At 48.8% G+C, this 25,631-nt stretch carries 29 protein-coding genes and 3 pseudogenes; 6 read left to right on the top strand and 26 right to left on the bottom strand.

Features of this window, described 5'->3' with window-relative positions:
- Positions 1–258: 258 nt before the first annotated feature.
- On the top strand, positions 259–633 hold the full coding sequence (locus OCY70_RS00495) for a hypothetical protein (protein ID WP_213431031.1): 375 nt from the start codon (positions 259–261) through the stop codon (positions 631–633).
- 73 nt (positions 634–706) lie between these two features.
- Here the strand turns inward: OCY70_RS00495 and OCY70_RS00490 are convergent, their stop codons facing one another.
- A complete protein-coding gene (locus OCY70_RS00490) occupies positions 707–1,582 on the bottom strand; it encodes a radical SAM/SPASM domain-containing protein (RefSeq protein ID WP_213431032.1) in 876 nt (291 codons plus the stop codon).
- 356 nt (positions 1,583–1,938) lie between these two features.
- On the opposite strand from OCY70_RS00490, the gene OCY70_RS00485 reads away from it, so the two are divergent.
- Complete coding sequence (locus tag OCY70_RS00485) at positions 1,939–2,526, top strand: hypothetical protein (RefSeq protein WP_213431033.1); 588 nt, start codon at positions 1,939–1,941, stop codon at positions 2,524–2,526.
- A 278-nt stretch (positions 2,527–2,804) separates the two neighbouring features.
- On the opposite strand, the gene OCY70_RS00480 is transcribed toward OCY70_RS00485, so the two are convergent.
- The 14 genes and pseudogenes from OCY70_RS00480 to OCY70_RS00425 all read right to left on the bottom strand — a co-directional run bounded on the left by OCY70_RS00480 (position 2,805) and on the right by OCY70_RS00425 (position 11,728).
- Entirely contained in the window at positions 2,805–3,995 is a 1,191-nt protein-coding gene (locus OCY70_RS00480; protein ID WP_261944488.1) for an IS4 family transposase, read from the bottom strand.
- A gap of 788 nt (positions 3,996–4,783) precedes the next feature.
- Positions 4,784–5,554, bottom strand: coding sequence for a DUF4855 domain-containing protein (locus OCY70_RS00475; protein ID WP_213431212.1), 771 nt, complete (start codon positions 5,552–5,554; stop codon positions 4,784–4,786).
- Between the two features lie 9 nt (positions 5,555–5,563).
- On the bottom strand, positions 5,564–5,848 hold the full coding sequence (locus OCY70_RS00470) for a hypothetical protein (RefSeq protein WP_213431211.1): 285 nt from the start codon (positions 5,846–5,848) through the stop codon (positions 5,564–5,566).
- A 94-nt stretch (positions 5,849–5,942) separates the two neighbouring features.
- Positions 5,943–6,710: a hypothetical protein gene (locus tag OCY70_RS00465; protein ID WP_213431210.1), complete on the bottom strand. Its 768-nt coding sequence runs from the start codon at positions 6,708–6,710 to the stop codon at positions 5,943–5,945.
- Between the two features lie 180 nt (positions 6,711–6,890).
- The gene (locus OCY70_RS00460) at positions 6,891–7,361 is read right to left on the bottom strand and encodes a MurR/RpiR family transcriptional regulator (RefSeq protein WP_249725654.1); all 471 of its coding nucleotides are present in this window, start codon (positions 7,359–7,361) and stop codon (positions 6,891–6,893) included.
- 73 nt (positions 7,362–7,434) lie between these two features.
- The gene (locus OCY70_RS00455; protein WP_249725653.1) at positions 7,435–7,782 is read right to left on the bottom strand and encodes a hypothetical protein; all 348 of its coding nucleotides are present in this window, start codon (positions 7,780–7,782) and stop codon (positions 7,435–7,437) included.
- A 53-nt stretch (positions 7,783–7,835) separates the two neighbouring features.
- Complete coding sequence (locus tag OCY70_RS00450; protein WP_249725652.1) at positions 7,836–7,991, bottom strand: hypothetical protein; 156 nt, start codon at positions 7,989–7,991, stop codon at positions 7,836–7,838.
- Between the two features lie 15 nt (positions 7,992–8,006).
- On the bottom strand, positions 8,007–8,435 hold the full coding sequence (locus OCY70_RS00445; protein WP_261944487.1) for a zinc-binding dehydrogenase: 429 nt from the start codon (positions 8,433–8,435) through the stop codon (positions 8,007–8,009).
- Between the two features lie 234 nt (positions 8,436–8,669).
- Positions 8,670–9,413 (bottom strand): hypothetical protein, encoded by a 744-nt coding sequence (locus OCY70_RS00440; RefSeq protein WP_213431209.1) that lies wholly within the window; start codon positions 9,411–9,413, stop codon positions 8,670–8,672.
- Positions 9,338–9,628 (bottom strand): annotated as a pseudogene (locus OCY70_RS35960) (hypothetical protein); the annotation flags it as partial. The pseudogene OCY70_RS35960 and the gene OCY70_RS00440, both read right to left, overlap by 76 nt.
- A 66-nt stretch (positions 9,629–9,694) precedes the next feature.
- The gene (locus OCY70_RS00435; RefSeq protein ID WP_213431208.1) at positions 9,695–10,324 is read right to left on the bottom strand and encodes a hypothetical protein; all 630 of its coding nucleotides are present in this window, start codon (positions 10,322–10,324) and stop codon (positions 9,695–9,697) included.
- Positions 10,325–10,694: 370 nt separating this feature from the next.
- Positions 10,695–10,973 carry a group II intron maturase-specific domain-containing protein gene (locus tag OCY70_RS35680; protein WP_261948752.1) on the bottom strand — a complete coding sequence of 93 codons (279 nt, stop codon included), beginning with the start codon at positions 10,971–10,973 and terminating at the stop codon, positions 10,695–10,697.
- Positions 10,974–11,069: 96 nt separating this feature from the next.
- Positions 11,070–11,489: pseudogene (locus tag OCY70_RS35675) on the bottom strand (reverse transcriptase domain-containing protein); the annotation flags it as partial.
- Positions 11,490–11,536: 47 nt separating this feature from the next.
- Positions 11,537–11,728 carry an aspartyl-phosphate phosphatase Spo0E family protein gene (locus OCY70_RS00425; RefSeq protein ID WP_213431115.1) on the bottom strand — a complete coding sequence of 64 codons (192 nt, stop codon included), beginning with the start codon at positions 11,726–11,728 and terminating at the stop codon, positions 11,537–11,539.
- Positions 11,729–12,074: 346 nt separating this feature from the next.
- On the opposite strand from OCY70_RS00425, the gene OCY70_RS00420 reads away from it, so the two are divergent.
- Positions 12,075–12,413: a helix-turn-helix domain-containing protein gene (locus OCY70_RS00420; protein WP_213431116.1), complete on the top strand. Its 339-nt coding sequence runs from the start codon at positions 12,075–12,077 to the stop codon at positions 12,411–12,413.
- A gap of 56 nt (positions 12,414–12,469) precedes the next feature.
- On the opposite strand, the gene OCY70_RS00415 is transcribed toward OCY70_RS00420, so the two are convergent.
- The 5 genes from OCY70_RS00415 to OCY70_RS00395 form a co-directional block, all read right to left on the bottom strand.
- Complete coding sequence (locus OCY70_RS00415; protein WP_213431117.1) at positions 12,470–12,832, bottom strand: hypothetical protein; 363 nt, start codon at positions 12,830–12,832, stop codon at positions 12,470–12,472.
- A 50-nt stretch (positions 12,833–12,882) separates the two neighbouring features.
- Positions 12,883–13,557, bottom strand: coding sequence for an ABC transporter ATP-binding protein (locus OCY70_RS00410; protein WP_213431118.1), 675 nt, complete (start codon positions 13,555–13,557; stop codon positions 12,883–12,885).
- A gap of 9 nt (positions 13,558–13,566) precedes the next feature.
- Complete coding sequence (locus tag OCY70_RS00405) at positions 13,567–15,000, bottom strand: ABC transporter permease (protein ID WP_213431119.1); 1,434 nt, start codon at positions 14,998–15,000, stop codon at positions 13,567–13,569.
- Between the two features lie 140 nt (positions 15,001–15,140).
- Positions 15,141–16,604 carry a sensor histidine kinase gene (locus OCY70_RS00400; RefSeq protein WP_213431120.1) on the bottom strand — a complete coding sequence of 488 codons (1,464 nt, stop codon included), beginning with the start codon at positions 16,602–16,604 and terminating at the stop codon, positions 15,141–15,143.
- Positions 16,567–17,238 carry a response regulator transcription factor gene (locus tag OCY70_RS00395; RefSeq protein WP_213431121.1) on the bottom strand — a complete coding sequence of 224 codons (672 nt, stop codon included), beginning with the start codon at positions 17,236–17,238 and terminating at the stop codon, positions 16,567–16,569. Before OCY70_RS00395 ends, OCY70_RS00400 begins: the two co-directional genes overlap by 38 nt.
- 288 nt (positions 17,239–17,526) lie before the next feature.
- Here OCY70_RS00395 and OCY70_RS35955 point away from each other — a divergent pair, with 288 nt between their 5' ends.
- The gene (locus OCY70_RS35955; protein WP_213431122.1) at positions 17,527–17,820 is read left to right on the top strand and encodes an Rrf2 family transcriptional regulator; all 294 of its coding nucleotides are present in this window, start codon (positions 17,527–17,529) and stop codon (positions 17,818–17,820) included.
- Positions 17,821–17,894: 74 nt separating this feature from the next.
- Positions 17,895–19,067 (top strand): MBL fold metallo-hydrolase, encoded by a 1,173-nt coding sequence (locus OCY70_RS00385; RefSeq protein ID WP_249725630.1) that lies wholly within the window; start codon positions 17,895–17,897, stop codon positions 19,065–19,067.
- A 20-nt stretch (positions 19,068–19,087) separates the two neighbouring features.
- Here OCY70_RS00385 and OCY70_RS00380 read toward each other — a convergent pair whose 3' ends face one another.
- Entirely contained in the window at positions 19,088–19,216 is a 129-nt protein-coding gene (locus tag OCY70_RS00380; protein WP_261944486.1) for a hypothetical protein, read from the bottom strand.
- A 235-nt stretch (positions 19,217–19,451) separates the two neighbouring features.
- Between OCY70_RS00380 and OCY70_RS00375 the strand changes: the two genes are divergently transcribed.
- Positions 19,452–21,011 carry an IS1182 family transposase gene (locus OCY70_RS00375; RefSeq protein WP_261944485.1) on the top strand — a complete coding sequence of 520 codons (1,560 nt, stop codon included), beginning with the start codon at positions 19,452–19,454 and terminating at the stop codon, positions 21,009–21,011.
- 37 nt (positions 21,012–21,048) lie between these two features.
- On the opposite strand, the gene OCY70_RS00370 is transcribed toward OCY70_RS00375, so the two are convergent.
- From OCY70_RS00370 to OCY70_RS00350, 5 genes and pseudogenes are all read right to left on the bottom strand, one after another.
- Positions 21,049–22,574 (bottom strand): IS5 family transposase gene (locus tag OCY70_RS00370; RefSeq protein WP_390905201.1). Its coding sequence is split into 2 segments (ribosomal slippage): positions 21,049–21,263 and positions 21,263–22,574, totalling 1,527 coding nucleotides; the frame shifts between segments, so codons are not numbered across the junction.
- A 354-nt stretch (positions 22,575–22,928) separates the two neighbouring features.
- Positions 22,929–23,201 (bottom strand): hypothetical protein, encoded by a 273-nt coding sequence (locus tag OCY70_RS00365; RefSeq protein ID WP_213428313.1) that lies wholly within the window; start codon positions 23,199–23,201, stop codon positions 22,929–22,931.
- Positions 23,202–23,783: 582 nt separating this feature from the next.
- Entirely contained in the window at positions 23,784–24,005 is a 222-nt protein-coding gene (locus OCY70_RS00360; protein ID WP_213428311.1) for a hypothetical protein, read from the bottom strand.
- Positions 24,006–24,757: 752 nt separating this feature from the next.
- Positions 24,758–25,120: pseudogene (locus OCY70_RS00355) on the bottom strand (transposase); the annotation flags it as partial.
- 80 nt (positions 25,121–25,200) lie between these two features.
- Entirely contained in the window at positions 25,201–25,554 is a 354-nt protein-coding gene (locus tag OCY70_RS00350) for a hypothetical protein (RefSeq protein WP_213428309.1), read from the bottom strand.
- Between the last annotated feature and the right edge of the window lie 77 nt (positions 25,555–25,631).

The raw sequence follows: 25,631 nt of genomic DNA, 5'->3' as shown, positions 1-25,631 counted from the left end.
CTCTGCAAAATGGATCTCACGGTTGCGGTTCATCATAGGTCTGTCCTCGCTTCTCATCATGAATTAGGTTCATATGAGCGTATCTGTCGCCTTTCGGAACACCATTAAACTATACCTATTATATCATCCATCCACGGGAATTTTGTTCGCCTGGCAAGGACAAGCAAAAACAAGCGCTTCCCCGGCATCAATCGTCTAAGCCGTTTCTAGCACTCCATCATATATTGTTAGTACTTTAGAAGAAGGAGTGATTCGAGAATGGCCAATCGGGATGTCAGGCTTGCTATTTTCAGCGGTACTAACTTTACAGGAAGACGGATTGTGTTCCGTCGCGGAGGAGTAGCGGTTCGGGATTTGGGGGCGTTCCGGTTCAACAATGTCCTTTCCAGCTTCCGGCTTCGCAATGTGGTCAATGCAAGTGAAGTGACCTTAGTGTTGTTCTCGCGGATTAACTTCCAGGGTTCTTTTCGCGTGTTCCGGGGAAGCCAGAATGTAGCGAATCTGGGCCGGTTCAACTTCAACAATGTGACTTCTTCCTTCATCCTCGTCGGGCGCAGATTGACCGATGCCGATATCAGAACGATTCAACGGACAGGTAATCCGCCGCGGGATATTGTCATTATTCGGCAATAATCCCAGATAGTCTGGAATCAAGAGTGATTGGGACGCCGGCAGGCGTCCTGTTTACTGTTATCGATACGTTGACTTAAGTTCCGAATCTTTTCCGGTACCCGCATTTCCGGCATAATTCCTCAACGGCTTCTCTTCGCGAAAATCCGTCATACAGCCGGCTCGCGCGATCGCCCTCCACGATCTCGGCAAACGGCGCCTGGTACACATTGCCCAAGCGAATGACGCCTTCGCCGTCCAGACAGCACGGGACGACCGTTCCGTCGACCAGCACCGCAGCCTGGCTGCGCAGCGCATGGCAGAAGCCCTTGCCGTCATCTTCCGGCGCATGCAGGCTCGGCCATTGGAATTCATAATCCTGGTTCACATAAATGCGGTCCCCGATTCGGATGCCTCCCCCGGGCACCACCTTTTCTTCAATCCGGTAATCCAGATGAAATTCCTTCTCCAGCATCTCCAAGGTCTCCCGGTTCCGCCGCTTCTGCGTCGTTGTCGCATGCTCCGGATTCAGATTCCATAGCCGGAAGGAAACGATCACCTGATGCTCGGACGCCTCCCGCACGAACGATAAAATATCGGACAAGTACTTCTCCCGATTCTCCGATCCTTCATGCCCGTCGAAGCTGTGGAGCGAGAAGTTCATCTGCCGAAGCGCCGCCTTGCCGAGCAGCTTGTGCCGGTTCTTCCGGATCAGCGTGCCGTTGGTCGTGATATTGACCTTGAACCCTTTCTCGTGGCTGGCATTCAGCAGTTCATCAATGCGCGGATGGAGCAGCGGCTCGCCTTTGACATGAAGGTAGATATGGCGCGTATGCGGCTGAATCTCGTCAAGAATATGACGGAACGCGTCAAGCTGGATGAACTGCGCTTTCCGTTCCGTCTGCGGACAGAAGCTGCAGGCCAGATTACAGATGCTGGTAACCTCGATATATACTTTTTTAAATGTCCTCAAGTCCAGGTTCTCCATTCTTTGTCGCTATTGGTTGGTTGTCTCTCTCATTATAGCGGTTCGGCGCCAAAATAGATGGATTTCAGCCCAAAAGATGAGTACGAGCAGTGACGGCGAGATAGATCGGATATGTCCGCTGACAGACCGAGCCTGTGAAAATGGTAGAGATGGAAGAACGGAAAAGAGTGCGCCTCCATCGAAGCGCACGTCTAGAACTCTCTCTTTCATAAGGACGAATAAGGGGAAGCGCCGCAGCGGGGGGCTCTTGGCCGCGGCGAGTTGAATCCGGCTTAACAGCCGCCGGACGGGAAATGCTTATACGGTATTTGCGGCTTCGGCTGGAAGCGTGTATAAGGATCATGGTCGCACCATATGAACCGGGGCTTGCAGCAGCACGGGTCAGAGTTGCAGCAGCAAGGATCGGGTCTGCATGGATCGCATTCGTGGTGGTGCGGATGATGCGGCTTGCATTTCTCGCACTTGCACTTGTCGTGATGATGCGGCTTTGGTTTGCATTTCTCGCATTTGCATCCATCGTGGTGATGCGGCTTTGGTTTGCATTTCTCGCATTTGCAGCCGTCATGGTGATGCGGCTTTGGTTTGCATTTCCCGCATTTGCAGCCGTCATGGTGATGCGGCTTTGGTTTGCATTTCCCGCATTTGCAGCCGTCATGGTGGTGACGCTTGCTCTTATGGCGGCGAGACTTGCCGCCACAGCCCGGCATATACATCGATTCCTTTTCTCCGCTGCACGTTTTCCATTTTACTTTCACGACCCGGCCCCATTCGATATTGTTCAACCATTGCATGAACAAGTCCTGACTAATGACGTCATACTTTTTGGTCAAATCGAATTTCAGCTTTTGTCCGCAGGCATACTTAACTTGGAATTCAGCCAGATCAAGCTCCCGAATGGCGTTTATTACTTTCTGATAACCGCTTATTAGCAACATCCTTCATCCTTTCCCTTTCCTATTTCCGCCGAAGACGATGAAGCAATCATGACCCGTGACACCAAAAATAAAGAGAGCTGATAGGATAAGCGCATAGCGGGAATGAAAGCACTAGCGTTGCATCGAGCGGTTAGTTCATAATCTAATTTCAATTAACATCAATATATGATATATATTTACATTTGCGATGTCCGCGCTAAGTCTAAAAAAGTCGAGCTGGAAACAGACCCTACGCGTTATCCATTATATGTAAAAATCGTTTTCGTTTGTCATTACGTCACAATCAGTCTCGGTTTCATCGACTTTGTTGCCTTTTTCGGACGTATCCCATTTCGCTTTGGTCGACCTCTAGATGTTCGAGTCGGCTTGCGGTTGAGTGCAGCGATCAAATTTTCCCATGGTTTTTCCGCATAGATGCGAATCAACTGGAGGAGGTCCCATGTCGACTTTTTACAGTCCAGTGTTAATTTAATCAGCAAACAGAGAGCATACGCGATTAAAGCAATATACATTTGGTTCCAAATCGCTTCGGCCGTATAACCGTGGGGTTTTACCAATCGAATATGCTGCTTGACCCATTTAAAAAACAACTCAATATGCCAGCGATTTCGATAAATCTCGGCAATTTGATGTGCGGATAAGTCAAATCGATTCGTTACAATTCGATAGGTACGCCCTTGGTCATCGTTAAACTCAATCAAACGCAGAACCGCTGGCAGCTCCGGCATCGTCACATCAGCATCAAGGATAAACCCATTCTGCCTTTTGGGGAGGTCTCTTTTTCTGATGATCGTTAACCGGCTCTTTTGCTTGACGCGGCAAACAAATTTAATCTTATCCTCTACCCATTTCTGAAAATGGTCGTACACCTGGTATCCTCGGTCCATCACGTAGGTCGCATCTTTATCCACTGTAAATTCCAACACGACTTCATGATCGGCTACATCTTTGGTTGAAGCGACGATCTTGTCTGGATACATCGTTTTGGAGTCCGCAACGACCAAGGAGGTGTGCATCTTCACGCCATGGCTACTTTTGGAACAATAGGACCATTTCGCGAGAATGGGAGGTAGTGTAATTCCCGATGAATCGATTAGCTTGAGTTTCCCAATACCAGGCGTAATGCCGCGTTTCCCTTTTGTAAGTTGCTTGATTCGATCAATGAGCGAGAAAAAGAGCGTCTGAAGATACTCCATAGGCAGCCGTTTCAGCTTCCGCGATAGTTGGGAAGCGCTTATGCTCTTGAGTCCAAGCAGTTCTTGAAATTCAGGATTAGCGGCTACATGCTCTGACATGACTTTGTATGAGTCTCGTTGCTGAAGCTGTGCCTCTACAAATAAGAGTGTCGAAGCGCCGACAAACAACTTTTGGGCCCGGTAATCCAATGACTCGTGTCGAGTAGAATGAACATGTAACCATTTTAGGCATTGACAAATGACGTTTTGATTCGGTACGTTATCCATAGAAATCTCCTTTGTTGAGGCGTTTTTATGGATAACGCTTTGGGTAACTCAACAATAGGAGATTTCTTTATTTTTGTCCACGAATATAGTTCAATAAGTTACAAATATAGAGACTTATGGGGTAGAAATTTTCGTAAAAAGATTGATGCAACGCTAGTGGAATGAAAGGCGAAATATATCATTATGGGGTCATCAATTCGGCTGATGCTATAAAATATGCTTGTATTTTCGATTTGGTAATAGGTAGATTGCTGGACAATCAGCCCTAATTTCGAACAGGCATGCCAAAAACCGCGTGCCTCGCATGATGCGCGCGGAAAAATCGGGAGAGCGGAGACCGGAATGCCCTCGAGGCGCCCATTCCGCTTCCTATGGACGCAAGGCGCCAGCGACCGCGGAGCCGGTTCCTGATCTGCGGTTCGCCGGGCGCCATGCTTGTACCGGTGAAGCGGCTCCCGGATACTCCCTTCACCCTCCCTGGCTGGCCATCTTCACCAGTTCATCATCGGGCAGCGAGAAGGAGTAATCGGAATATCCCGAAATACGTTCATCGGATGCGACAGCATTGATTTCTGCGGTTCATGGCGGCTATATATCAGAAGCTCTATCACCATGCCCCGCTTGATATAAAATATGGCATTCGGTGCCGCGCGGTCATAGATAGGTGGTTCATGCCAACCGCCTGTTTTCATAGAATAGGGAAGCAAGAATCGCAAAAAACCGCCTTCTCTCAGAGAGGAAGACGGCTGCTTCGCAGCCCGCGGCATCCGGAGCCTAAGGCACGGCGCTTAAGGAGCATAGGCTCCTTTCAAATATTGATAGGTCTTGTCATAGACCTCCCGCGCGGCCGGATCATTCGATTCAGCGGCCTGCTTGAGCGTTTTGACCTGCTGATAGAAAGCCTTGAATGAATTCATATACCCGTGCTCCACCCCTTTGTTGAGATAGGCATAGTACTTCTCGCGCACCGCTTCATTGGTCAGCACCGCGTCCGCCATCCCGATCTCGACGCCCATGCCATGGTCGTAGGCAGCCTGCGCAATCGCGTCCAGCCGCTCTTCCTTCGTATTGTGGAACGTATAGTTCGGCTGCATCAGCGCCGTGTCGAAGCCATTGGCCTTCCAATCGCTCCAGCCGCGCGCAAAATAATAGGGAATCCATTGCAGCTTCGCCCCTTTGCCGTGCACATACTCCGAGGTCCATCGGATAAGGGCGTCCTCATTCACGGTTGTCTGCCGGGATACGAATTCGCTGTACCAATAGAAGGCGGGAAGCTCCAAATGCTCGTAGCCGGCCGCTGTCCAACGGCGGTATACTTCGTCGACGTACCATTTGACCGCCTTCTGCCGATTGACAAGCGCCTGCTCCTCGCCAATTTCCTTCACGTTCATGTTCTCGCTGACGCCATCCCCGTCGACATCTCCGAAGTCGCTCTGATCCACGCGCGGGTATGAAATCGTATGGCAACCGCATGAATGCCGTCGATGCCGATTTTCTGCCGGATTGGACCTGGCTCCGTCGTCGGCAGCCGGCTTGCCCCCTCCTTCAGATGCTGCCATTTCATGCCGTCATTCGAGAGCGCGAACGGAACCTTGGACGGGAAAAATGCCATTGGCATTGTCCTGCAGCACATGAATATAAATTTCCTCTACGGTAGACGGCGTCTCCAGATCGATCGTAATGATGCGGCTGCCCTTCCATAGCCTTCCGACGAAGGCGCTGTTGGAGAATACGGTGCCCCCGAATTGTCCATCCGTCAGTTGGCGCTCCGTATCGTCCGGGTGCGACGACTCCGTCTTGCCGAACAGCGCGTCGGGCAGATGGAGCCGAGAAGAACGACCGCCGCAAGCCATGCGATTATTGATCTTTTCATCGAATCCATTCCTTCCTGTCGCGTAATCGTTGCCTTTTCGCCAATCCCCCCCTTTCTCTTTTGATCTCCGGCCATTACCGAATCAACCGGCTCAAAAAGCTGATGCGGTCTTTCTGACGCGGCCGCCCCGGGAAGCGCCCTTCTCTTCTCCGACAATATCGACCAGCCCCGCATCCATCAGCGCCAGCAGGAAGCGGTGCACGCTGCGGACCGTGACCCCCAGCACCGTCGCCAGCTCCTGGGCGTAGTAATCGACCTTGCCGAAGCGGGTCATATGAGCGATGAGGCACGATAATGTCCTGCTCCGTCGGCACGATCCACTCGCACGGAATCCCCTCCCGGGCCAACTGCAGCGCCACGCTGCGGATCGCCGTGATGGCGCAGCACGAACGGCCGGCCTCGTAATGCCCGCGGTGGAATTCGACCAGCTCCTTCCAGGACGGAAGCGGCTCCCCTTCGTAAGCGGTCCGCATATGGCCCAGCTCGCGGAAGGTGGACACGAGCATCTGCCGGCTCAGCGTATCGACCGTGATGGCCGATACATCCAGCTTACGCTCCAGGCGGAACAAGACGGCATATAAGCCCGATCCCGTAAGCGGAACGAACAGCGAGGGAATGTCGAGTTGATGCTGGTTTTTGGCCAACTGATATGAGACAGGCCCGGTGAACAGCAGCACATCCACCTTATCCGCCAGCTCCCGCGCCAGACCAGGCGCCTCTTCTTCCTGGCGATAGCTTCGCCTGACCGGGTCGAAGGACGGGAAGCCTTTGAGACAATGCTCCATAGCCCCATCATCGCTTCCGGTCCGATTATGCCGATGCGTATTTCCAGCGATCCCCACCATACTTCCTTCTCATCCATCCACCTTATGATGCGCCTCCGTCAGATGATAATGTAGTTCCCGGGAGCATACCTGTAAAATGAACGGCAGCGAGAGGCGAACTTCATCCTCCGATGTTATGATAGGTCCATTGTGCCAGGGGCGACGCATACGAACAAGCCGTCCCTGCGCCCGGGCCGTCTAATACAGCTTGCCAAGCACCGACTTGGCCGTCATCTCCAGGAACCGGTAGCTCCGCTCCTTGTCCAACAGCGCGAGGGCCGTCGATAAAATATCGAGCACGTGAATCTGCGCCAGCTTGCCTGAGAAAGAGCCGCCCTGCAGCGGGCCCTCCTTCGCCATCGTCAGCAGCACGGCATCCGCGTAGCGCGTCACCGGCGAGAGGGCGTGACTGGCCAGGCAAATGATGCGCGCGCCCTTCTGCTTGGCAATCGCGACCGAATCGACAAGCTCCTTCGTGCTGCCCGACGTCGAGATGGCGATTACGACATCGCCTTCGCCGGCAAGAGCCGCATTCATGGCGATGATATGGGCATCCGCTTCCGCCACGACCTGGAAGCCAAGCCGCATGAATTTGTACTTGGCGTCCATCGCGGTAATGCCCGAGGACCCGCGCCGAAGAAGCACAGCTTTGACGCGCCGCCGATCCACTCGATCGCCTTTTGCAGACTCGCTCCGTCCATGAGCGCCGTCGTATTCTGAATCCGCTGCTGATTCAGCGCATTTAGCTTCTTGACGATCGTCTCCAGATCATCCCCTGGCTCGAGGTCGCCCGATATCTGCTCTTCCACGGTCCCCAAGTTCTGCGCGAGCGACAGCTTGAATTCCTGATAGCCCGAATACCCGAGCTTCCGGCAGAGCGGATGACGGATGTGTCTCCGACCTCCGCATGCTTGGACAGATCGGTAATCGTGTAAAAAACGGCCGTCTCCGGATCCTTCAGTACGATACCCGCCACCTTTTTCTCGGACTTCGTCAGCGACGGATAGATGCTTGTAATCGGAGAATGGACGATTGATTGATCCCGGCCACCTGGGATCGCCTCATCGCGGTCACCTCTTTCCTTCGTCATACCGCTTATCCGGGCTCCCCTCGCCAAGGCGCCAGGCCCGGACAGCCGGCGCGCTACGAGTCATACCGGAGCAATACTCCCAGCGCGCCGCTCATATCCGCATGAAGCGCCTCATAGGCTGCCGGCGCATCATCGATGGCATATTCATGCGTAATTAGCGGGTTCAGGCGGATGCGGCCCGCCTCCAACTGACGGACGAATTCCGCCATGTTCCGCCCTTCCGTTCAACGCACATAGGCGTAAGGATAATCGATGCCCTGATCCTCGTACTGCCGGTCATAGCGGCCGGGACCGGCGGCGCGGGCGATGACGAAATCCGCTTCCTTCTGGAAAAACAGCTCGCGCGGAAACTCGATCGGGACATTGCCCACGACCGCGCAGGTGCTGCGGAAGGCCAGCTTCTCCATCGTCGCCGCGATGATGCGCGGGCTGGAGGAATGGGCGACGAGCGCGATGCTGTCCAAGCCGAAGCCGGCGGTGAACCGCTCCGCGTAGTCGTCCAGCGCTTCATCGTTGGCGAGATAGGCCGCATCCACCCCGCTCGCCTGCACGGCCGCGATGCGGGCGGGGTTCATATCGGTCGCGAACACGCGGTAATTCGCCTGATGGCTGAATTGCGCGATAAGCTGGCCGAACAGTCCCAGGCCGACCACCCAGACCGATTCGCCGAACTGCCGCCCGTGCCGGGGCTGATCGAAGAATATCTGACCTTCACCAGCACCCGGGCCGGATGAGAATCGGACAAGACCGGCGCTTCTGCCTTCTCCAGCACGGCTTGCCGCTGCCTTACTACGATTTGTCTCATCGGAATGTTACGCCTCCTCGAATACTTGATCTGCCTTGCCGTCATCCGGTGTCTGTCACCGCCGGAATTCCTCATCCTCCTGTCAGGGGTCCTCTGCCGCGGCTTCGAATGCCAATGCCGCCATCGTGCCGGCGAACCCGGCCGCCTTGCGGAAGGTGGTCGTCACCGGCGTCCGATCCGGCTCCTCGTGCCGGATGTTCGGCCGGAACAGGGCCATGCCCCGAGCGCTGACATCGTCCGCGACTTCCGCGAAGCGCTTCCGCCCGATCTCGCGAATCTCCGGGCGGGTCCCGCAGCGCCAGAGCGCCATGTACAGCTCCCAGCCGAGCGTCCAATCGCGCGTCCACCACGGCGCTTCCGTCTCTTCCGCCGGCGGCTGCCGGATCGCCTCTATCATCGTATCCACCGCTTCCGCGGATACGCGGCTCCAGGCCGCGCGCCGCTCTTCCGGCAGCAGCGGCGCCACGGTCGCGCCCAGGCCGACGATCGTCGCCTGGTACAGCACGCTGTTCCCCATCACGACCGATCCGTCCCAGCGCTCAATATACGGCCACCAGCCGGGGGCATGGCGGCCGAAGCGGTTCATCAGATGGACGAACACGTCCTCCACCTTCTGCAGGAAGACCGCCTGGCCGGTCAGCTCATAGGCCCGGCCGAACGTATGCGCCGCATACCTGTCGCCGTTCAGGACATCGAAATCCTCGCCCGGCCGCTTGAGCACCACGCCCGGATTCTGCTTCGCCACCTGCGTCAGCAGATACTCGGCCGAACGCACCAGACTCTGCTTCGCCTCCGGGCTCCCGGTCGTCCGGTATACATAATACAAGCTGTCCGCCGCCGCGCCGACCTCGGCGATATCGATGGGCGGCTCCTCCCCTGCTTGACGTAATAAGGCTGGGAATAGCCCCCGCTGGGAAGCTGGCGGCGGTGCACATCCTTCGCCAGCTTGACGGCCTGCGGCAGATTATAGGCCTGATTCGCATCGGCCCGGAAGAACAGGTCCGGCGCTTCGCTCTTCACGGCCTCCACAATCGCGAGGTCGCGCTTCGGGTCAAGCCCAAGCTTGACATCGACCGCTTCGTAGCCATTCGCTGCGGCGTATGCCGCCTAGCGGTCCGCTTCCTCCGGGCTGGCCGTGCTGATGAGATACGACAGCTTCAGCTCCGGATTCGGGGCCGAGTACCACAGCTCCGCCAGATTGCGCTGCTCGGCCGCGCCGATTAGATCATGCAGCGCCATATCGATGGCCGCCTTTGCAATCGGCTGGCCGCTGCCCGGACCCGGCCGAATCTTCCGGTTCATCACCCGGTGGATCGTCTTCCAGTCCCTGGCCTCCAGGCCGATCAGCGCCGGACGGAGATAGCGATCGATCGTGCTTGTAACCGTTTGCAAAGTTTCGTAGCTCCAACGCAGGCTCGGTCTGGCCTCCCCCCAGCCGCTGACGCCGTCGTCCACGGTCATTCGTACATAGACATGAGGCGCCCCGAGGCCGGCTTCACCGACGGCCCCATTGGATATCGTGAACGACTGGCTCATCGGCAGGCGAGGAGGAAACACGTCCATACGGGCAATTTTCATATCATCCCCCTTGATTCGTTCCGCCATATCCTTGATCACATCATACTCGATACATGAGAACAAATCTTCAATTCGCCGATTTAAAGACGAATTTTTCTCCACTCCCGGATCGCTCGGGATGGGGTTGGAAGGCGGCTGCTCGCCCGTCGAAAACTGCATAAATGCAGTTTTTCCGGGGAAGCCGCTTTTCCCCAAAGTGAAGCCTGCAATAACGCAGCAATTTCGCCTACTTCGGTTTGGAAGGAGGACTTTTCGAGGGAAATGATGCTTATTTGCAGGAATACTCCCTAATATTCGATCTAAAGCAAAAAATTGCTGTACGATTGCAGGATTCCTGTCATGAGCTGAAAGAGGATCAGGCAAAAATCAGGCAGAATCCCGGTCCTGTAGAGTAGAGAACTGAAATTTCATTGGAGGGCGAAAACCCTCTTCTTTACTTTTTCAGTTCCCCCTTCATCAAACCGTACGTGAGGTTTTCCCTCATACGGCTTTCCGATGCTCTTCTTCCTCCGGCATTACGGTACTTCCCTTAGCTGGCGAGTTTCTTTAATCCCGCAAGTTGTGCAGCAATGGCTGCTTGCCGGGAATTGCTGTGTTTGTTACGACGGCTACGTTTCTTGTTCCAGAACAGGGTGAGACGCTTACGGATGTACCAATCGATTTTGTTCAGGTACTGGTCAGCAAAGGAGTCTATACCATAGTAGTTCCTCCATCCCTGTATCTTCGGGTTGAGTTCATCTACCATCCGGTTCATCGTCCAGAATAGACGATTGCGCGGTTCTGTTGCTTCCTTTACCTTTTGCTTCATGTTCTTCATCGCCTTCTTTGACGGGTAACTGCGAAGAACATGAACTTCCTTGTTCCTTTTCATCATCCTCGGTATTTTCCGGTGATGCATCCCCAGAAAGTCGAAGCCTTCTTTGTCTCCCCAGAGGTTAACAAGTTTGGACTTCGTCTTGTTCATTTCAAGTTCCAGCTTTCCAAATACCGCTTTGAGGACATCAATCGCCCTCAGAGCTTGTTCTTTGGTTTTGCACAGGATGACCAGATCATCGGCATAACGCACCAGTGTTCCTGCTTCCGCAAACTTCTTCTCCCAGATGGTATCCAGATAGTTCAAGTAGATATTTGCCAAGAGCGGACTTATGACTCCGCCTTGCGGGCTCCCGAGGTCGGTTTCATGAAACTGATCATCTTTCACGAATCCTGCCTTGAGCCACTTGCGGATGAGTTGTAACACTCGTCGATCACTAATTCTCTGTTCCACCAGTCGCATCAGTTTCTCGTGCGGGATATTGTCAAAATATCCGGTGATATCGATGTCGACGACCCAGTATACGCCTTAATAAAGTCTCTGTGTAAAACTGTGTTTTATCCCCGCATAAGCGTAATATTATCTTCACCATCTTTGAAATTAGAACTTTGAAATTTATTTAACATTCGATCGAGTTCAATCGACTTATCCAGTACAACAGGATCCGTAGTACCGTACATCTCAACCAGCTTATGTAGTTCGGAACGTAATATTTCTATTCTCCCCTTCAAATCGCATGAATAATTCATTTCGTCGTCTCACCTTTCGGTTATCCACCCTCCATATCCCATTCTAAGCTGCGAACAGATACTTCTCGTCCTAGGTTGTGATGTCCTAATGCCATATATTGTTTCTTCTCCCCTTTCATAAACTCATATAGTCTAAACATGAGTGAATACTTTCACATCAAGCAGTTAATCCATTTTGAATAAATATTTCATCAGTTCATTTTATCGAAAATAACATCAGATAATGGAGGCTCATGGAAAATTATACATAATTATTTTGAAAACGACAATACGAAGATGAGAATTGTCTTTATAAGAACTCCATATAATCATACTTCATCATCTACACTGAATATGAGGTGTAGAAATGACTAATGTATTGGAGCTAATAGGTGCAAAAATCCGCTTATATCGATTGGCTAAAAAATGGACACAAGAAGATTTAGCAGAGGCTATAGGCTCAACAGGTTCCTACATCGGACAACTTGAACGCGGCGAAAAAAATGTACGGATACAGACACTGATTAAAATTGCCGATGCTCTTGATATTAGTATTTTTGCTTTACTCGAGAACGATCATGAAGGGTTCTTGTACCAGAAACAGTGGGTCTGGGATAGCGTTACACTCATGCTTCAACAAAGCGAAGGTAAGCAAAAAATGATATATAACGTTATTCGAGCAATACTGGATGAGGAAAACAGTTAAGAGGCGTGCCCAGCAGGGCACGCCTTTTTCGGTGGAACTACCTTGCTCGTGAAGCCTCATCTATCATTGTTCTGAAACCACGTTTCAAAATCATCTTCGTCGGTTTCATTCTTGCGTATTCCTCCGGAAGAAGCGGCTTGGCTCCCCATGTTAAGAGTTCCTGCATGAATAGACGAATTGATGTGCAACATCCACCCTAATGTAAAAAGAATAACGGCAAACAGCATATATTGCGCACAGTTTGTCATAAAGAAGTTCACAATTTCATATCTATTTTCGCTGGCCACCAACTGATTAATTGCTATCATTTCGGAAATATAACCAAAACTGTGGGACGCTGACCAAGCCGTATATAGCATTAGCAACCCGGCAAGAGCATATAGAACCATACTCAAAATGGGAATCTTCTTTTTTCTCATGTTTTCCTTCTCTTTTCGCTAGATTTTTTATGTTTCCTCACGGCCACGACTTAGTCAGTTTCTCCAACTAAAAACAGTCTTCCCGCATGTATCCCCCAAACCTCATCAGCAATAGAGGTAACCTTTTTGGAGTGGGTAACGATAATGACGCATTTGCCTTCATCATGAGCAAGCGAAGTGAAAATCTTTAAGATTTCAACTTCCGTATCTTTGTCCAAATTTCCAGTCGGCTCGTCGGCGATGATAATGTCTGGATGATGCGACAGCGCCCGTGCGATACCAACGCGCTGCTGTTCGCCGCCCGATAATTTCAGTACTGGCCTGTCGGCTGTTTCACGATCAATTCCAACTTTTTCAAGAATCTCATAGGCAAATGCCTTCTTATCCTTTTCAGGGCTCTTGCTGATGTTCATGGAAAGCACAATATTTTGAACCGCCGTGGCGTTTGTAAGCAGGTTATAAGCCTGAAAGATAACGCCGATGCTCTTTGCCCTGTAATCGTCACGGTCAATTTTTTTCAGATCATCGCCCCGATAATAAATGGCCCCTTCTTTACAAGTGTCAAGACCTGCCATCAGCGACAGCAGGGTGGACTTGCCAGAACCCGACTTGCCAATAATCGTATACACCTTTCCTGCCTCGAATTCCGTGCTTACCTCTTTAAGAACATTTTTTTTCGCGCCATCATATTTGTAGGATACGTTTTTTAACGACAATACACTCATATTTATCACTTAATTCCTTTCCATAAGAATTTTGATCGGTTCGTATTTTGTAATTCGGCTGATAGATATTAGACTGGCGAAAGATACGAGCAGCAACGCGATTCCTATAATTTGAAGAGCCGATACCATATTTAGGGAAAGATCCAGGCTGCTGAGCGGCTCCACGTCTGCGCTTGGAAAGGAGCTCTGCGGAGCCATCATCATATTGCCTCCGCTTGGTTGCTGATTCGCCGCCTCTTCTGCCATTTCAATTTGATTGGCAAGCAAGGTGTTGGTAATAGGTTGCGCTGACAAGCTGCCCACGCCAAGTCCAACCGCCAAACAGAAGCAGGTTATTATTAATATTTCAGACCACAATCCAAGAGCGACCTTCATTTTTTTCATTCCCATCGCCCGCAGGACGCCGATTTCATATTTCCGCTCTCGGATAGAGATGGAGGAAAGAAGCGCGATAATGATGCCACCGAGAATTAAAACCACAACCATAAACGTCACGGCAACGCCTTTGAGTCCTTCCACGGGACCGATGATTTTATTGTAGGAAGCCTCATCCGTGGTAACATCAAAGGTTTTCTCTAACCCCTTGTCATATACTTCCTCAGCGAACGCATCCAGCATGCCGGGTTCTTTCAGATAATATGTCGCTTCAATCTTGATACCCGACATCTCTGGTTGTAATTCCTGCACGACCGTCTCATAGGTTGTCAGTATTTCATTGCGGCGGTTGGTAAAAGCGTTTTTCATTGAGCCTTCCGAGTATTCGTCCGTCGCGTCATAGTAGGTTCCCACCACGGTCAATTCATATGATGTATCCGCGCGTTTCCCCTCCTTCATATTGTTCAATTCACTATATAACGACAGCTTATCCCCAATTTGAATCCCGTTTTTCTCCGCTAAATCCGTGCTAATGATACCCTCGTTACGTTCTTCCGGCATTCTCCCTTCCGCAAGCTCCCGCATTCCATCCTCAAATTCAGAAAATTTATTTCCGAAAAGACTGAGCATGAACTGCATTGGTTCACTCTCGGACATACCCGGACCGCCGCCCATCCTCATCAGGCCGCTTCCCGGGCCAAGCTCCGCGTCAATCGCGGTGATGTTTTCGCTATTTACACCTGTTCTGGCTGTATATATGCTGTTTTGCAGATACTCCGATTCACCGAAAGCAATATATTGGTCAGCAGGGATCGTCGGAATGGTTATCATGACCCGTCCATCTTTGCTGTTTGCCATTGCCTCATCTCGTATTTTCTGCATGTTAGGTTCAAGACGCACTTCCGCTCCAAAACGCCCCTTATAGTCGTCTATGATGCCATTTGCGGTGTTACGGATCATAATCGTAATCACGGTGGTAACGATAACGACCAAAATGATTGCGCCGATCAGAATGTTTCTTCCTCTATTTTGCATCACATTGTGAAGCGCATTTTTGAAAATATACATGTTCTCTCCTCCATGAAAATCGTTTTGCGACGAGCCCCGGTTTCTCATCGGAGAACAGAATACCGTCCCAATCTAACTTTAATCTAACTTTTGATGACAACATAAAAAATAACCGGCAGGTTCATCTGCCGGTTAATCGGTTACACATCATTCCGTCCGTATGGTAGATCCATTCGAAATAAAACGCCATTATCCACGTTCTCAAGCGCAAACGGGATTCCCATGAAATCGAGAGCTTTTTTTACAATGGTAAGGCCCAGGCCGCTGCGCCCCTGACTCCGGCTTCTGGCTTTATCCTCACGGTAAAAAGGCTCAAAAAGCTTAGGCAGCATTTTCTCTTGAATCCTCACGCCATTGTTGAAGACACAAAGACGAACGCTTTTTTTCATTTCCTGCGCATAGATATGGATTTCTCCGCCTTCCGGCGTATTTTGAACCGCGTTCATGACAATGTTGGACAAAGCCTTGCGGAACAGTTGTGGATCCAATGTGCAGCATAGGTTCTCTGGAATGTCCACATCGATGCGCTGCTCTCTTACATCCGCTAATGTTCGGTAGGAAGAAAGAATACCTGTCATAAATTCGTTAAGATTGATTCGCTCTTGTTCCTGTACGGTCATGTCATTGCTCAACGTTACAATTTCTAAGATCTCCGAGACAAGTTTATTTTGTTCATTCATCATTTTCAAACATTCGCGTAAATATTTTGGATATTCCGCGGGCGCAATCACATGTTCCAGCATCCCCTCCAGCAATGCACTGGTGGCGGCGATGGGCGTCTTTAACTCATGCGAAGCCGCAGAGAAAAAATATCGCTGATTTTCTTCCATTTCTTTTTCCCGTTCAATTTCGATCTCCAATTGCTGAATCGTGACTTGCAGGGTTCTATACATTTTGTAGACATCTCCGGCAAGCTGACCAATCTCATCTTTGCGGGAAGCTGGAGCAGACACGGGCTCCAAATCTGACATTTTCTTGGTGTCTTTCGCGATTTTTTCAATAGGCTTTGCGATTTGCCTGGCAAATAGGGCGGCGGCAAGGAGACTTGCCATGAAAATCAATACAAAAGCGAAAACCATTTTTTCTATAAATTCGCTATATACTTTCGTTCCAGATATCGTACCCGTAACATATAAGGTAACGCCCCCCGAAGCTTTCACCAGGAATTGAAACCGCTCGCTGGAATCGCCGGTTATAAAATGAAATTTACGCTCCGTAAATACATTTCCTTTGACGATTACATTGCTTGCTGGCGGTAACTCGATATCATTTTGTATCATGCTAAAATTTTCAGTTTGATATAAAATTTGTCCATCAGAAGCCTCCAAGCAAAATTCAAAGGAGGTGTTTTTTTCGTGAAAGTTTTTAGCCATTTTCATAATTTCATCATCAGATTTTCCATGCAGATGATTGAGAAGAGGTTGAAATACCTCTGATATTTGCTGCCGCTGCGTTGACTCGATGACCGATTTGACTTGGTCGAAGAAAAAGACGAACATAAAAAAGAGAACAAAAAGCAATATCAACGCGGTATAGAAAAATACTTTTCCATAAATTCCAAAAAATCTACGCTGTATGATCCTCGACCTCCAAACAATAGCCAATCCCCTTTACGGTTTTGATGATACTTTTAGGCAATTTATCCCTCAGCTTTTTGATGCTTGCGTGAATAATCCCCTCGTTGCCGTCAAAATCATATCCCCAAATCTTAATCAGCAACATTTCATGTGACACAATTTTATGTCTGTTTTGTGCAAGTAACATCAATATCTCGAATTCCTTTGGCGACAGCTGAATTTTTTCGCCGCTGTATTCCACTCCGTAGGTTTCGGGGAATAATGTCAGCTTTCCCGCTGTAATTTCTTTTTTGATGGCCCCGCTGCGTCGTAGAAGAGCTTCCACACGTTTGACAAGAATCGGCATAGAGAACGGCTTGGTGACATAATCATCCACTTCATTAGTAAAAGCGGTCAGTTGATTCCGATCATCGCTCAAAGCGGTCATCATCAATACCGGGGTATCGTTTACTCTACGAAGCTCTTTCAAAAGCTCCTGTCCGTTCGTGCCAGGCAGCATAATGTCCAGTATGATGAGGTGGTACTGTGTGTTATAAAATTGCTCCAGCGCGTCATCGCCATCCGAACACGTATCGATCCGATAACCCGCGTTTTGCAAAAATTTTTGGACCATCGTTCTGATATGCTCATCATCCTCGACAACCAAGATTCTAATCTCCATAATCTCACCCGCCACCACTATAACATGATAATCTAACTTTCATCTAACTAGGATGTAACATCATTACCTTGAATCATTTTCCAAGACGGCGACAAAAGGTACCATCAAGAAAAGTAGCAAGAGATTGATCGGGGACAAGAAAAATAGGATTTGCAACTGTTACTGTACAGCCTAAGTACACTATAATTAAATGCAACGAAGAAACGGAACTTTAGAATAATTTCAAAAGCCCCCTTGACACTCCCTATATGTTGTAACTATAATGGTTACACCAAGAGGGTGTCAGTAATGAAACTAAGCAGCAGATTTTCCAAAACGGTTCACACTCTTTCATTGCTTATTCCAGCCAAGGATGCGCACTGCACGTTGGAATGGATTGCTGGTAGCGTCGGAACGAATCCGGTTATCATTCGGAAAATACTCGGGCAGATAAAGAATGCTGAATTGGCGGGCGTTCGAGAATCGTTCTGGACTGATCGTAAGACGGGCCGGGCCAAAATGCCATTTGAAGCGCTCCTGTCTGACATAACGATGCATGAGTTACATTCCGAACTTACCGAGCATATCAACATGAAAAAGTGAACCCATTTTTTTTGGAATGGTTGTAATAAAGTTGGTTACAACACCAAATCTCGAAATCCATTGAAAGGAGAGACGTGGATTACGATGTGCATGACATGAAGGTAGCCAAATATGGCATGAGCCGGGATCAAGCGATTGCGATTAACGAAAATCTTAGCGGTAAAACGAAGGAAATCGGGCACGGCTTGGAAGGAATCGCAGTCGTTGAATCTGTTGGACAATGCCGGGAGCGAATTCTGAGCGAGCGGCTTGTGCTGGCAGCGTTACGTTACTGTTTCCATAATTTTTATCAATATAAGGAAGAAGGAGATTTGACAATGTTTAGTAAGAAATCATCGATGGGAATTATTTTGTTGCTTTGTATCACGTTATTGCTGAGCGCATGCTCCGGCGAGGCGAGTACGACGAATAGCGCGAGCGAAGGAACTCCGACCCCGCCGGCGGACCTCAAGATCACGCCATTCAACCCTGGAGAAAGCGGCCTCTTCTCCGTCACCTCAAGCCTGATCGAAGGACCGAACGAGGTACTGCTCGTCGATGCACAGATCGAAAAGAACCACGCCGAGCAACTGGTCAAGATGATCCGTGACACCGGAAAGAAGCTGACTACGGTTTATATCAGCCACCAGGATCCGGATTTCTACTTCGGCCTGTCAGCGATCCGCGAGGCATTTCCTGACGTAAAGATCGTAGCCACCCCGGCCACTGTGGAAGGGATCAAGGCAACCATCCAGCTCAAAAGCGATTTCTGGAGTCCGATCCTGAAAGAAAACGCCCCAACCGCGCTGATCGTCCCTGATGTTCTTGACGGGGATAAACTGACGGTCGATGGCGAAACCGTGCAGGTGATCGGTCTCGACGGTTCGGATCCGTCTCATACCGTCCTGTGGGTTCCGTCGAAAAAGACCATCCTTGGCGGTGTGCCGATTTACGAGAACCTGCATGTCTGGATGGCAGACAACCAGACCCCGGAGAGCCGTGACCACTGGCGGGAGATTCTGGAGCGGATTCTTGCCCTGAAGCCGGAACGGGTTATCCCGGGCCATTACCTGGGCAAGAGCTCCGAAGATACATCCAGCGTCGTCTTTACCCGTGACTACATCGCAGAATTTGAAGCTGCGGCAAAGCAGGCCAAGAATTCCGAAGAGCTGATTGCAGCGATGCAGAAGGCCCATCCGGACTTAAAGAACACAAGTGATCTGGAATTGGGCGCCCAAGTGATCAAGGGTGAGCGTTCCTGGCCATGATATAACGCTGACGCCGCGCGTTAGGGGCGAAGATCGTTAACCCGTAATGGTGACACTTCACCTGCTTCGACCTTTTCTTCCGCTACGATCTTTGCTCGGTCGTCATAGTAATAGCGGGTCGTCACGCCGCCTTTGGAGCGTTCCACCATCAGGTTATCTCCATTGTAGCGGTAGCGGTACGGCTTTATAAACAGTACAATTTTTTTTTAAATCAGCAGTGAATGATGATTTTCCAAGGTTCCCCGATAGAAAAAAGATGGGGGTGTCCCAAAAGTCATTGAAAATGACTCGGGACACCCCTTTTCTCAAAAATGTAAAACAAAAAGAAATCGTTCTTTAGTAAAATGGAAGTACCACCAACCATATACGAAAGGAACGATTTCTTTGTATATTCAATATAACATGAACCAACTGTGCCTGCCAATGGACTTGGAAGAAGATATCCCTGCAAATCACCTTGTTCGTATGATCAATCAAGCAGTGGATCGTCTGGATGATCAAATCTTTGCCTCCGCTTATCCAGGCGGCGGACGTCATAGCTACCATCCTAAAATGCTCACCAAAATCATTATCTACGCTTATACCCAGCGTATCTATTCTTCTCGTCAAATTGCCAAAGCGGTGCGTGAGAATATTCCATTCATGTGGCTTGCAGCCAGACAACGCCCGGATTTTCGCACCATCAACCGCTTTCGGTCCGAGCGGATGAAGGATGTGCTCGAACAGATTTTCACGTCAATTCTTGGTTTCCTTGTCGAGGAAAATTACGTTAAGCTGGAACATTACTTTTTAGACGGGACGAAAATCGAAGCCAATGCCAATAAGTATACCTTTGTCTGGGGAAAAGCCGTGGTAAAGCACAAAGCCAAATTGCAAGACAAAGTAAAGACGTTGTTTGCAAGCATTGAAGAAGCGGAGCGTCAGGAAGAGCAGGAGCTGCAAGGGCAAGATTTGCGAGAGCTTGGGGAATCGAGCGAGGTCACGAGCGAGAAGTTGGAGAAAGCCGTAGAGCAACTAGAGCAAAAGCTGCAAAAGCAGCCCAAAAACAAGCCACTTAAAAAAGCAGTTCGGCTGTTGCGTAAAGATCTCCTGCCTCGCTTGCAAAAATATGAACATCATCAGGAAGTGCTCGGCGAACGGAACAGCTACAGTAAAACCGATCCGGACGCTACCTTTATGAGAATGAAAGAAGACCACATGAAAAATGGACAGCTCAAGCCTGGTTATAATGTACAAATTGGCACCGAAAATCAGTTTGTGGTCGGATACAGTTTGCATCAGCGGCCTACGGATACCCGTTGCATGAAACCTCATTTAGAGAAAGTGAAGAACGCGCTGGGCAAACTTCCTGGAACGGTTATCGCAGACGCAGGTTATGGAAGCGAAGAGAACTACGCTGATTTGGAGGAAGAAAACGTAGATGGTATCGTGAAATACAACACGTATCATCAAGAAAAATCTAAGAAATGGAAACAAGATGTCAGCAAGATAGATAATTGGGAATACAATGAACAGACGGATACATGGACATGCCCCGGTGGGCAAAGCCTCGTTTTCCGGTATGAGAGTAAACAAAAAACCGAGAGTGGATATGAAATTCAACTTAGACATTACCAAAGCCAGGATTGCTCGAATTGTCCCCTCAAAGCAGCCTGCACAAAGGCAAAAGGGAACCGGGAAATCCGAGTAAGCATGAAGTATCTCCGCTATAAGCAACAAGTGCGGGAGAAGCTGCGAAGTGAAGAAGGATATGCCCTGTCGGTTCGACGAATGATAGAACCGGAAAGTGTCTTTGGGCAAATGAAAAACAACAGAGGATTCAGACGCTTCTTGCTTCGAGGCCTGTCGAAAGTAAGCCTCGAGGTCGGGTGGCTTTCCCTTGCCCACAATTTGCTCAAGTGGGCAGTGATGAAGCAAAAAGGTCGAGTAGGGGAATCATTGTAACCCCTAACTCGACCTTTTTTCGAATTTTGTGGCCATCCTACAGGTAGTAAAAACTACTTAGGGCTTGCTGAACATATTGCCTTTTAGGCCACAGAGGCTGACGGCACAGATTCAGCAGCAGTCTGAAAATCGGCAAAAAGAGAACGCGCAGCTTGCGTTCGAGATTCATAACAAGCAGTTGCAGAGCAATAACCGTTTCGCTTGTCTCTCGAAGGCGTGCTCGAATACGCCCCAGTCCGTAGGAGCGTTTGCTTCTCCGAATTTTCCTTCGATTGCGTTACGCATTGAAGCATCCTGTCTGGCCTGGTTCCGATCGGGTTCCGCTTCTTTCTTCGGACGCCCTAAGTTTGGACCACTCAAACGGATTCCATGCTCCTTACAATAGCGAAGGTTCTCCCGATTTCGGTAGATTTGGTCGGCTAGAATGGCTTCCGGATAACACCCATATCGCTGGACGAACGACTCCACGGAAGCTTTCAGTGTCATGCTTTCGTTGAAGTTATCCCAGGACAGCTTCTCCATTCGAGCGTAACCGTCCACCAGACTGATCGCCAGCTTTGCCCCAAACTCGACGGGAGCATCCACTTTCCCGCGGACAATCGGCCGTACATGCGGTTGGGAAAGACTGACGATTCGATCTTCCACCGAGTGTGTCCGTTTGTCGTACATCTCTTGCTGTTGACGATACAGCTCGGAAATGACGAGCAATTGCCGATACTGCTGCGAACCCAGTTGATTCAAGCTGCTTTTCGCTGCCAGCATTTCGATGATGCGAAGATTACGCGAAACATAACGAAGCTGTTTGCCAACCGCTTTCCGGATGGATTTGGCACCCGTTCGCCGTTTCTTGGCGATCTCGAGGTAGCGTTTGCGGGCGGTTTGACGATACGTTCTCGGTTTCTTGGCCTTCCCGACGAAAGGCTCGTGCAGAACATCGATGATCGCTTCGAGTTTTTCCCGCGCCTCGTTCAATAATTTCAAATCGGTCGGATACGAGATGTCGGCCGGTGCGCAGGTCGCGTCGAGCATCAAGGTGCCTTTGTTGCATGGTTTCTCTTTGCTTTTGCCGTCTTCATTAACGGATGTTCCATCAGAGCCATGGCCGCTGCCTGGAGGATCTTGAGGATCGCTCTTGTTTTGTTCCTGCTTCTTTCGCTCTGCGTCCTCTTCCAAAATCCAATCGTTGATTCGTTCAATGACATCCGCACCCAATCGCTTGCGGAAATGGGTCAACAGCGAGTGATGGAACGGAGGCTTATCTTGGAACGCCGGCAGCCCAAGGAAGTACTGGTAGTACGGATTTTCGGCGATCTGCTGGACCGTCTCTCGATCATCGAGCTGCATACGTTCCTGAATGTACAGCGCTCCCAAAGCCATACGAACAGACAAGGGGATCTGGCCGCGCATTGATTTCTTGAACGACTTCGCGTAGAGTTCAACTGCCCGCCACCACGGGATGATAGCGGCCAGTTGAACCCAACGGTTCTCCTTATTTAATTTACCGCCAAACGGCAAGTAGAAATCTTCGAACAACTGAAGCTGGCTTTCGGTTCTACGATACATGTCGGCTCACTCCACGTGCACGATTTTTTGCAAGAAATTCGCATTTTCCTTGCATTTTATTTCGAGTTAGAGTCCAGAAATCCTTGTAAAACCTTAGAAAAATGATTGTTCAGCAAGCCCTACTTATGGGACGGCCTCATCTAATATAATACCTGGTTACATATATCATTAATCAGTTACAAAGTTTATTGTTCGGCTGCAGTGCATGTCAGGTGATAAAAAAGTTGTGAACTAATTTTGTTGATTTTACTGTGCTGCGGCACGTGATAAACACGAAAAATAAAAAGTCTGGAACCACCACAAATTACCATGAAAAGAAAGTTGGAAACTTGTACTATTACGATAATATAATTTTCATAACCATTTCCTCAATATACTGAATGTCGCATATAACGTGCTTAAATGATCAATTTTCTTTTTCAAAGAATTATCTCTAATAATCTGCCCATCTTTAGTCCATTGTCCATATATTTGAACTAACCGCCCTGTAGTCCGCGAGAGTTCAAGAAGTGCTGTCTTCAGATGCTCTTTTTGAGCTAAAGTTAGGTTATTATCCATTTTTATTTTGTTAAATTCTTCTGTCAAATCTCTTACTAACTCATTATTCACTTCTTTCAATGAAGCCATTATATCTCTAGCTAGTTTATTAATTCTCTTTTTTTGTTCGAGTGATAGTTGATTTTACTTAATTCTTTAAATAGTGAACTTATGGAAGGTAGATTACTATTCCAGCCTCCTGATTCTAATACTGAAAAACGTTTCGGTATAATACCAAAAGTCTTCTCCAAGAGCTTCACGTTTCCTTTTTATCTCTTAATACCCTGGAACTAAACATACTTCGGTTTGGACATCTTTGTACTCTAATTCAGCAGATTTATAGATTGATTTTCCGCAAAAAGTTAAAAGGTAGCTCAATTTATCTAAGTTTGGTTTCGCTAAATTCTTTTTCCCATTAAGTTGACCCTTGTGAACATAGTCCATAAGTGAATCAATTATATCCACCATTAAACCGATAAACTCTTCCTTCTGATCTTCCTTAAATTTTTTTGTCATAATAAACTGACAATTGGCTCTCGTTCGAGATATTTGAGACAAGTGTATTTATAAGTAACGAAAGATGTGATACGCAACAATTAGGAATAATTTTCCTGATTATATACCTTTTATAAGGATAACTATTTGAAGGATTAATTAAATATTCAAACTCACTCATTTTAAGTTCTGAAGCCAATTTTCAAAATTCTCTTTTGTTGCCAAGGCTAAAGAATTTATAATAGTTTGAACTCTTCTGTCATCTAGTGAATTCAAACTATCTATTATTGGTTTAATATTAGTAGGTAATGGAACAACGTAATCACCCCCTTCATCATATTCTTCGTAATCGAGTTCAGTTCCGTTAACGTCTTCTAATTGTTGATTCTTCCTCTTCAATGTTATAAACCAGTTTACCAATTGCAGGTACAGGTATTATATCCTCTTCGTCTGTAATCGTTCTAACTTTATAAATTCCATTATCGTGCTTTATTACTTTTATTTGTTGTTCTAACGCTTCCAAGGTATCTAGTGTCACGGGAGCCGCACAGTCTTCGTGCCATCATACGATATTAAAAAACCTAATGAGGTTAGCCTATTGTTCATTCAATTAACCGTGAGTGAGATAATGATCTGAAAACAAAAAACTGGCACAAAAAATATCTCGATGGACAAGCCTTGAAAAAACAGCATCATTTTACGATAAATCTAAATGGGATTTATGCAGGAAATGCAGGATATAAAGAGAGTCTTAAAAATCTCAATTCAGTTTATTCGACCCCTTTTACAAAATAAAAAACTACCAAGCAGATTTGGGTGGTAGTTTTATCCAGCAGTTATTTCAATGCCTTAGATATTCTCACTAGCGTTGCATAAAACATTGACAGACAATTCAGATAATTAGCATCTACCATGAGAACCAAAAGGTCGAGCAGCCACTAAAGGTAGCACTGTCCATTTGAAAATTTATGTATATTTACTTGGCTTTTGCGTCAGACAACGCCCTTCGGGCCGGCTCGGTTACGTGGGTTCTAACCGCTTTCGTCCTGCCGACTTGCGGCTCGGTTTTCGCTTCATACGCCCGATCCACTGTGCATAGGGCTTCCAAATCAGAGCCTTCAGCCACCGCTGGATTTGCAGGAGGGAGTGCTCTACGTTCGCGTCCAGTTTGGCCAGCATAAGCAGGCAAAAAGCGATGAGTGTCGCCAAACCTGGTTGTGCACGGCCTGTTTGCTTGTTCCATAGAAATGCTTAATCTTCAGGTGCTGCTTCATCCATTTGAAGAAGGTCTCAATGGCCCTGCGCCTGCGGTACATCTCACTGATTTCATCGCAAGACAGATCGAAACGGTTGGTGAGCAGAATGAGAAAATTGCCCTGTGAATCGGTTGTTGCCATCATGCGAAGCTTGTGCTTCATCCGCTTTTGCGTGGAACCTACCAGCACCCATTCATCCAAGGTGACCTTGCTGTCCTCTGAAATTTCAAGCGATTGGAGCGGTTCGATCACCGTGTTCTCCTTTAAGCGAGCGAGTCACGAAGTATATCCCGTCCGAGCAATAACGATCGAATGATTTGTAGTCCACGTAACCGCGGTCAACACATAGGTGATTCCGGCATCTTCGATAAGGTCATCCATCTGTGTCCGGTCATTTTCTTGGCTGTCGTAATGGTTGCCTTCTCTGGCAGGACCTCATGAGTATCTGCAAAAGCAAGGCGGAGGTGAAGCTTTATACCTGCCTTGGTCTTGCGAAAGTCGGCCCACTTGTACCTCCGCAAGCAAAGAGCAACGGTGGTAGAGTCGATAATCCGGAGTGCTTTGCGGTCTGCTATCGAACAGCCATGCCTAGACAAAATCTGCATAGCCAGCCGCTCGAAAACCTGCTGGAGCAGGTCCGGATCCACCTGATTATGCTTGCGGCATAATTTTGCCGGTGAGATCGATTCCAAGCCTAGCATTCCTGTTGAAATTCCTTACTCAGAACGTCGTCGGCTCTCTCTCTCAGCCCTTCCTGCGGCCTATTTCG

The sequence above is a fragment of the Paenibacillus melissococcoides genome, from assembly GCA_944800085.1.
Classification (GTDB): domain Bacteria; phylum Bacillota; class Bacilli; order Paenibacillales; family Paenibacillaceae; genus Paenibacillus_B; species Paenibacillus_B melissococcoides.
Note: the sequence above shows the minus strand (reverse complement) of the source record. Positions and strands in the feature narration are given on the sequence as shown.

What these genes read in the sequence shown, in the direction of transcription:
- OCY70_RS00420 (WP_213431116.1), top strand. Translation starts at nt 12,075, where the DNA reads ATGACTAATGTATTGGAGCTAATAGGTGCAAAAATCCGCTTATATCGA.
- OCY70_RS00410 (WP_213431118.1), bottom strand. Translation starts at nt 13,557, where the DNA reads ATGAGTGTATTGTCGTTAAAAAACGTATCCTACAAATATGATGGCGCG.
- OCY70_RS00450 (WP_249725652.1), bottom strand. Translation starts at nt 7,991, where the DNA reads ATGGCGGAATTCGTCCGTCAGTTGGAGGCGGGCCGCATCCGCCTGAAC.
- OCY70_RS00425 (WP_213431115.1), bottom strand. Translation starts at nt 11,728, where the DNA reads ATGAATTATTCATGCGATTTGAAGGGGAGAATAGAAATATTACGTTCC.
- OCY70_RS00455 (WP_249725653.1), bottom strand. Translation starts at nt 7,782, where the DNA reads ATGACGAAGGAAAGAGGTGACCGCGATGAGGCGATCCCAGGTGGCCGG.
- OCY70_RS35680 (WP_261948752.1), bottom strand. Translation starts at nt 10,973, where the DNA reads ATGAAGCAAAAGGTAAAGGAAGCAACAGAACCGCGCAATCGTCTATTC.
- OCY70_RS00485 (WP_213431033.1), top strand. Translation starts at nt 1,939, where the DNA reads ATGGTCGCACCATATGAACCGGGGCTTGCAGCAGCACGGGTCAGAGTT.
- OCY70_RS00415 (WP_213431117.1), bottom strand. Translation starts at nt 12,832, where the DNA reads ATGAGAAAAAAGAAGATTCCCATTTTGAGTATGGTTCTATATGCTCTT.
- OCY70_RS00405 (WP_213431119.1), bottom strand. Translation starts at nt 15,000, where the DNA reads ATGTATATTTTCAAAAATGCGCTTCACAATGTGATGCAAAATAGAGGA.
- OCY70_RS00395 (WP_213431121.1), bottom strand. Translation starts at nt 17,238, where the DNA reads ATGGAGATTAGAATCTTGGTTGTCGAGGATGATGAGCATATCAGAACG.
- OCY70_RS00495 (WP_213431031.1), top strand. Translation starts at nt 259, where the DNA reads ATGGCCAATCGGGATGTCAGGCTTGCTATTTTCAGCGGTACTAACTTT.
- OCY70_RS00435 (WP_213431208.1), bottom strand. Translation starts at nt 10,324, where the DNA reads ATGCAGTTTTCGACGGGCGAGCAGCCGCCTTCCAACCCCATCCCGAGC.
- OCY70_RS00470 (WP_213431211.1), bottom strand. Translation starts at nt 5,848, where the DNA reads ATGGCTTGCGGCGGTCGTTCTTCTCGGCTCCATCTGCCCGACGCGCTG.
- OCY70_RS00380 (WP_261944486.1), bottom strand. Translation starts at nt 19,216, where the DNA reads ATGGTGGAACGCTCCAAAGGCGGCGTGACGACCCGCTATTACTATGAC.
- OCY70_RS35955 (WP_213431122.1), top strand. Translation starts at nt 17,527, where the DNA reads ATGAAACTAAGCAGCAGATTTTCCAAAACGGTTCACACTCTTTCATTG.
- OCY70_RS00365 (WP_213428313.1), bottom strand. Translation starts at nt 23,201, where the DNA reads ATGGCTTCATTGAAAGAAGTGAATAATGAGTTAGTAAGAGATTTGACA.
- OCY70_RS00480 (WP_261944488.1), bottom strand. Translation starts at nt 3,995, where the DNA reads ATGGATAACGTACCGAATCAAAACGTCATTTGTCAATGCCTAAAATGG.
- OCY70_RS00475 (WP_213431212.1), bottom strand. Translation starts at nt 5,554, where the DNA reads ATGGCAGCATCTGAAGGAGGGGGCAAGCCGGCTGCCGACGACGGAGCC.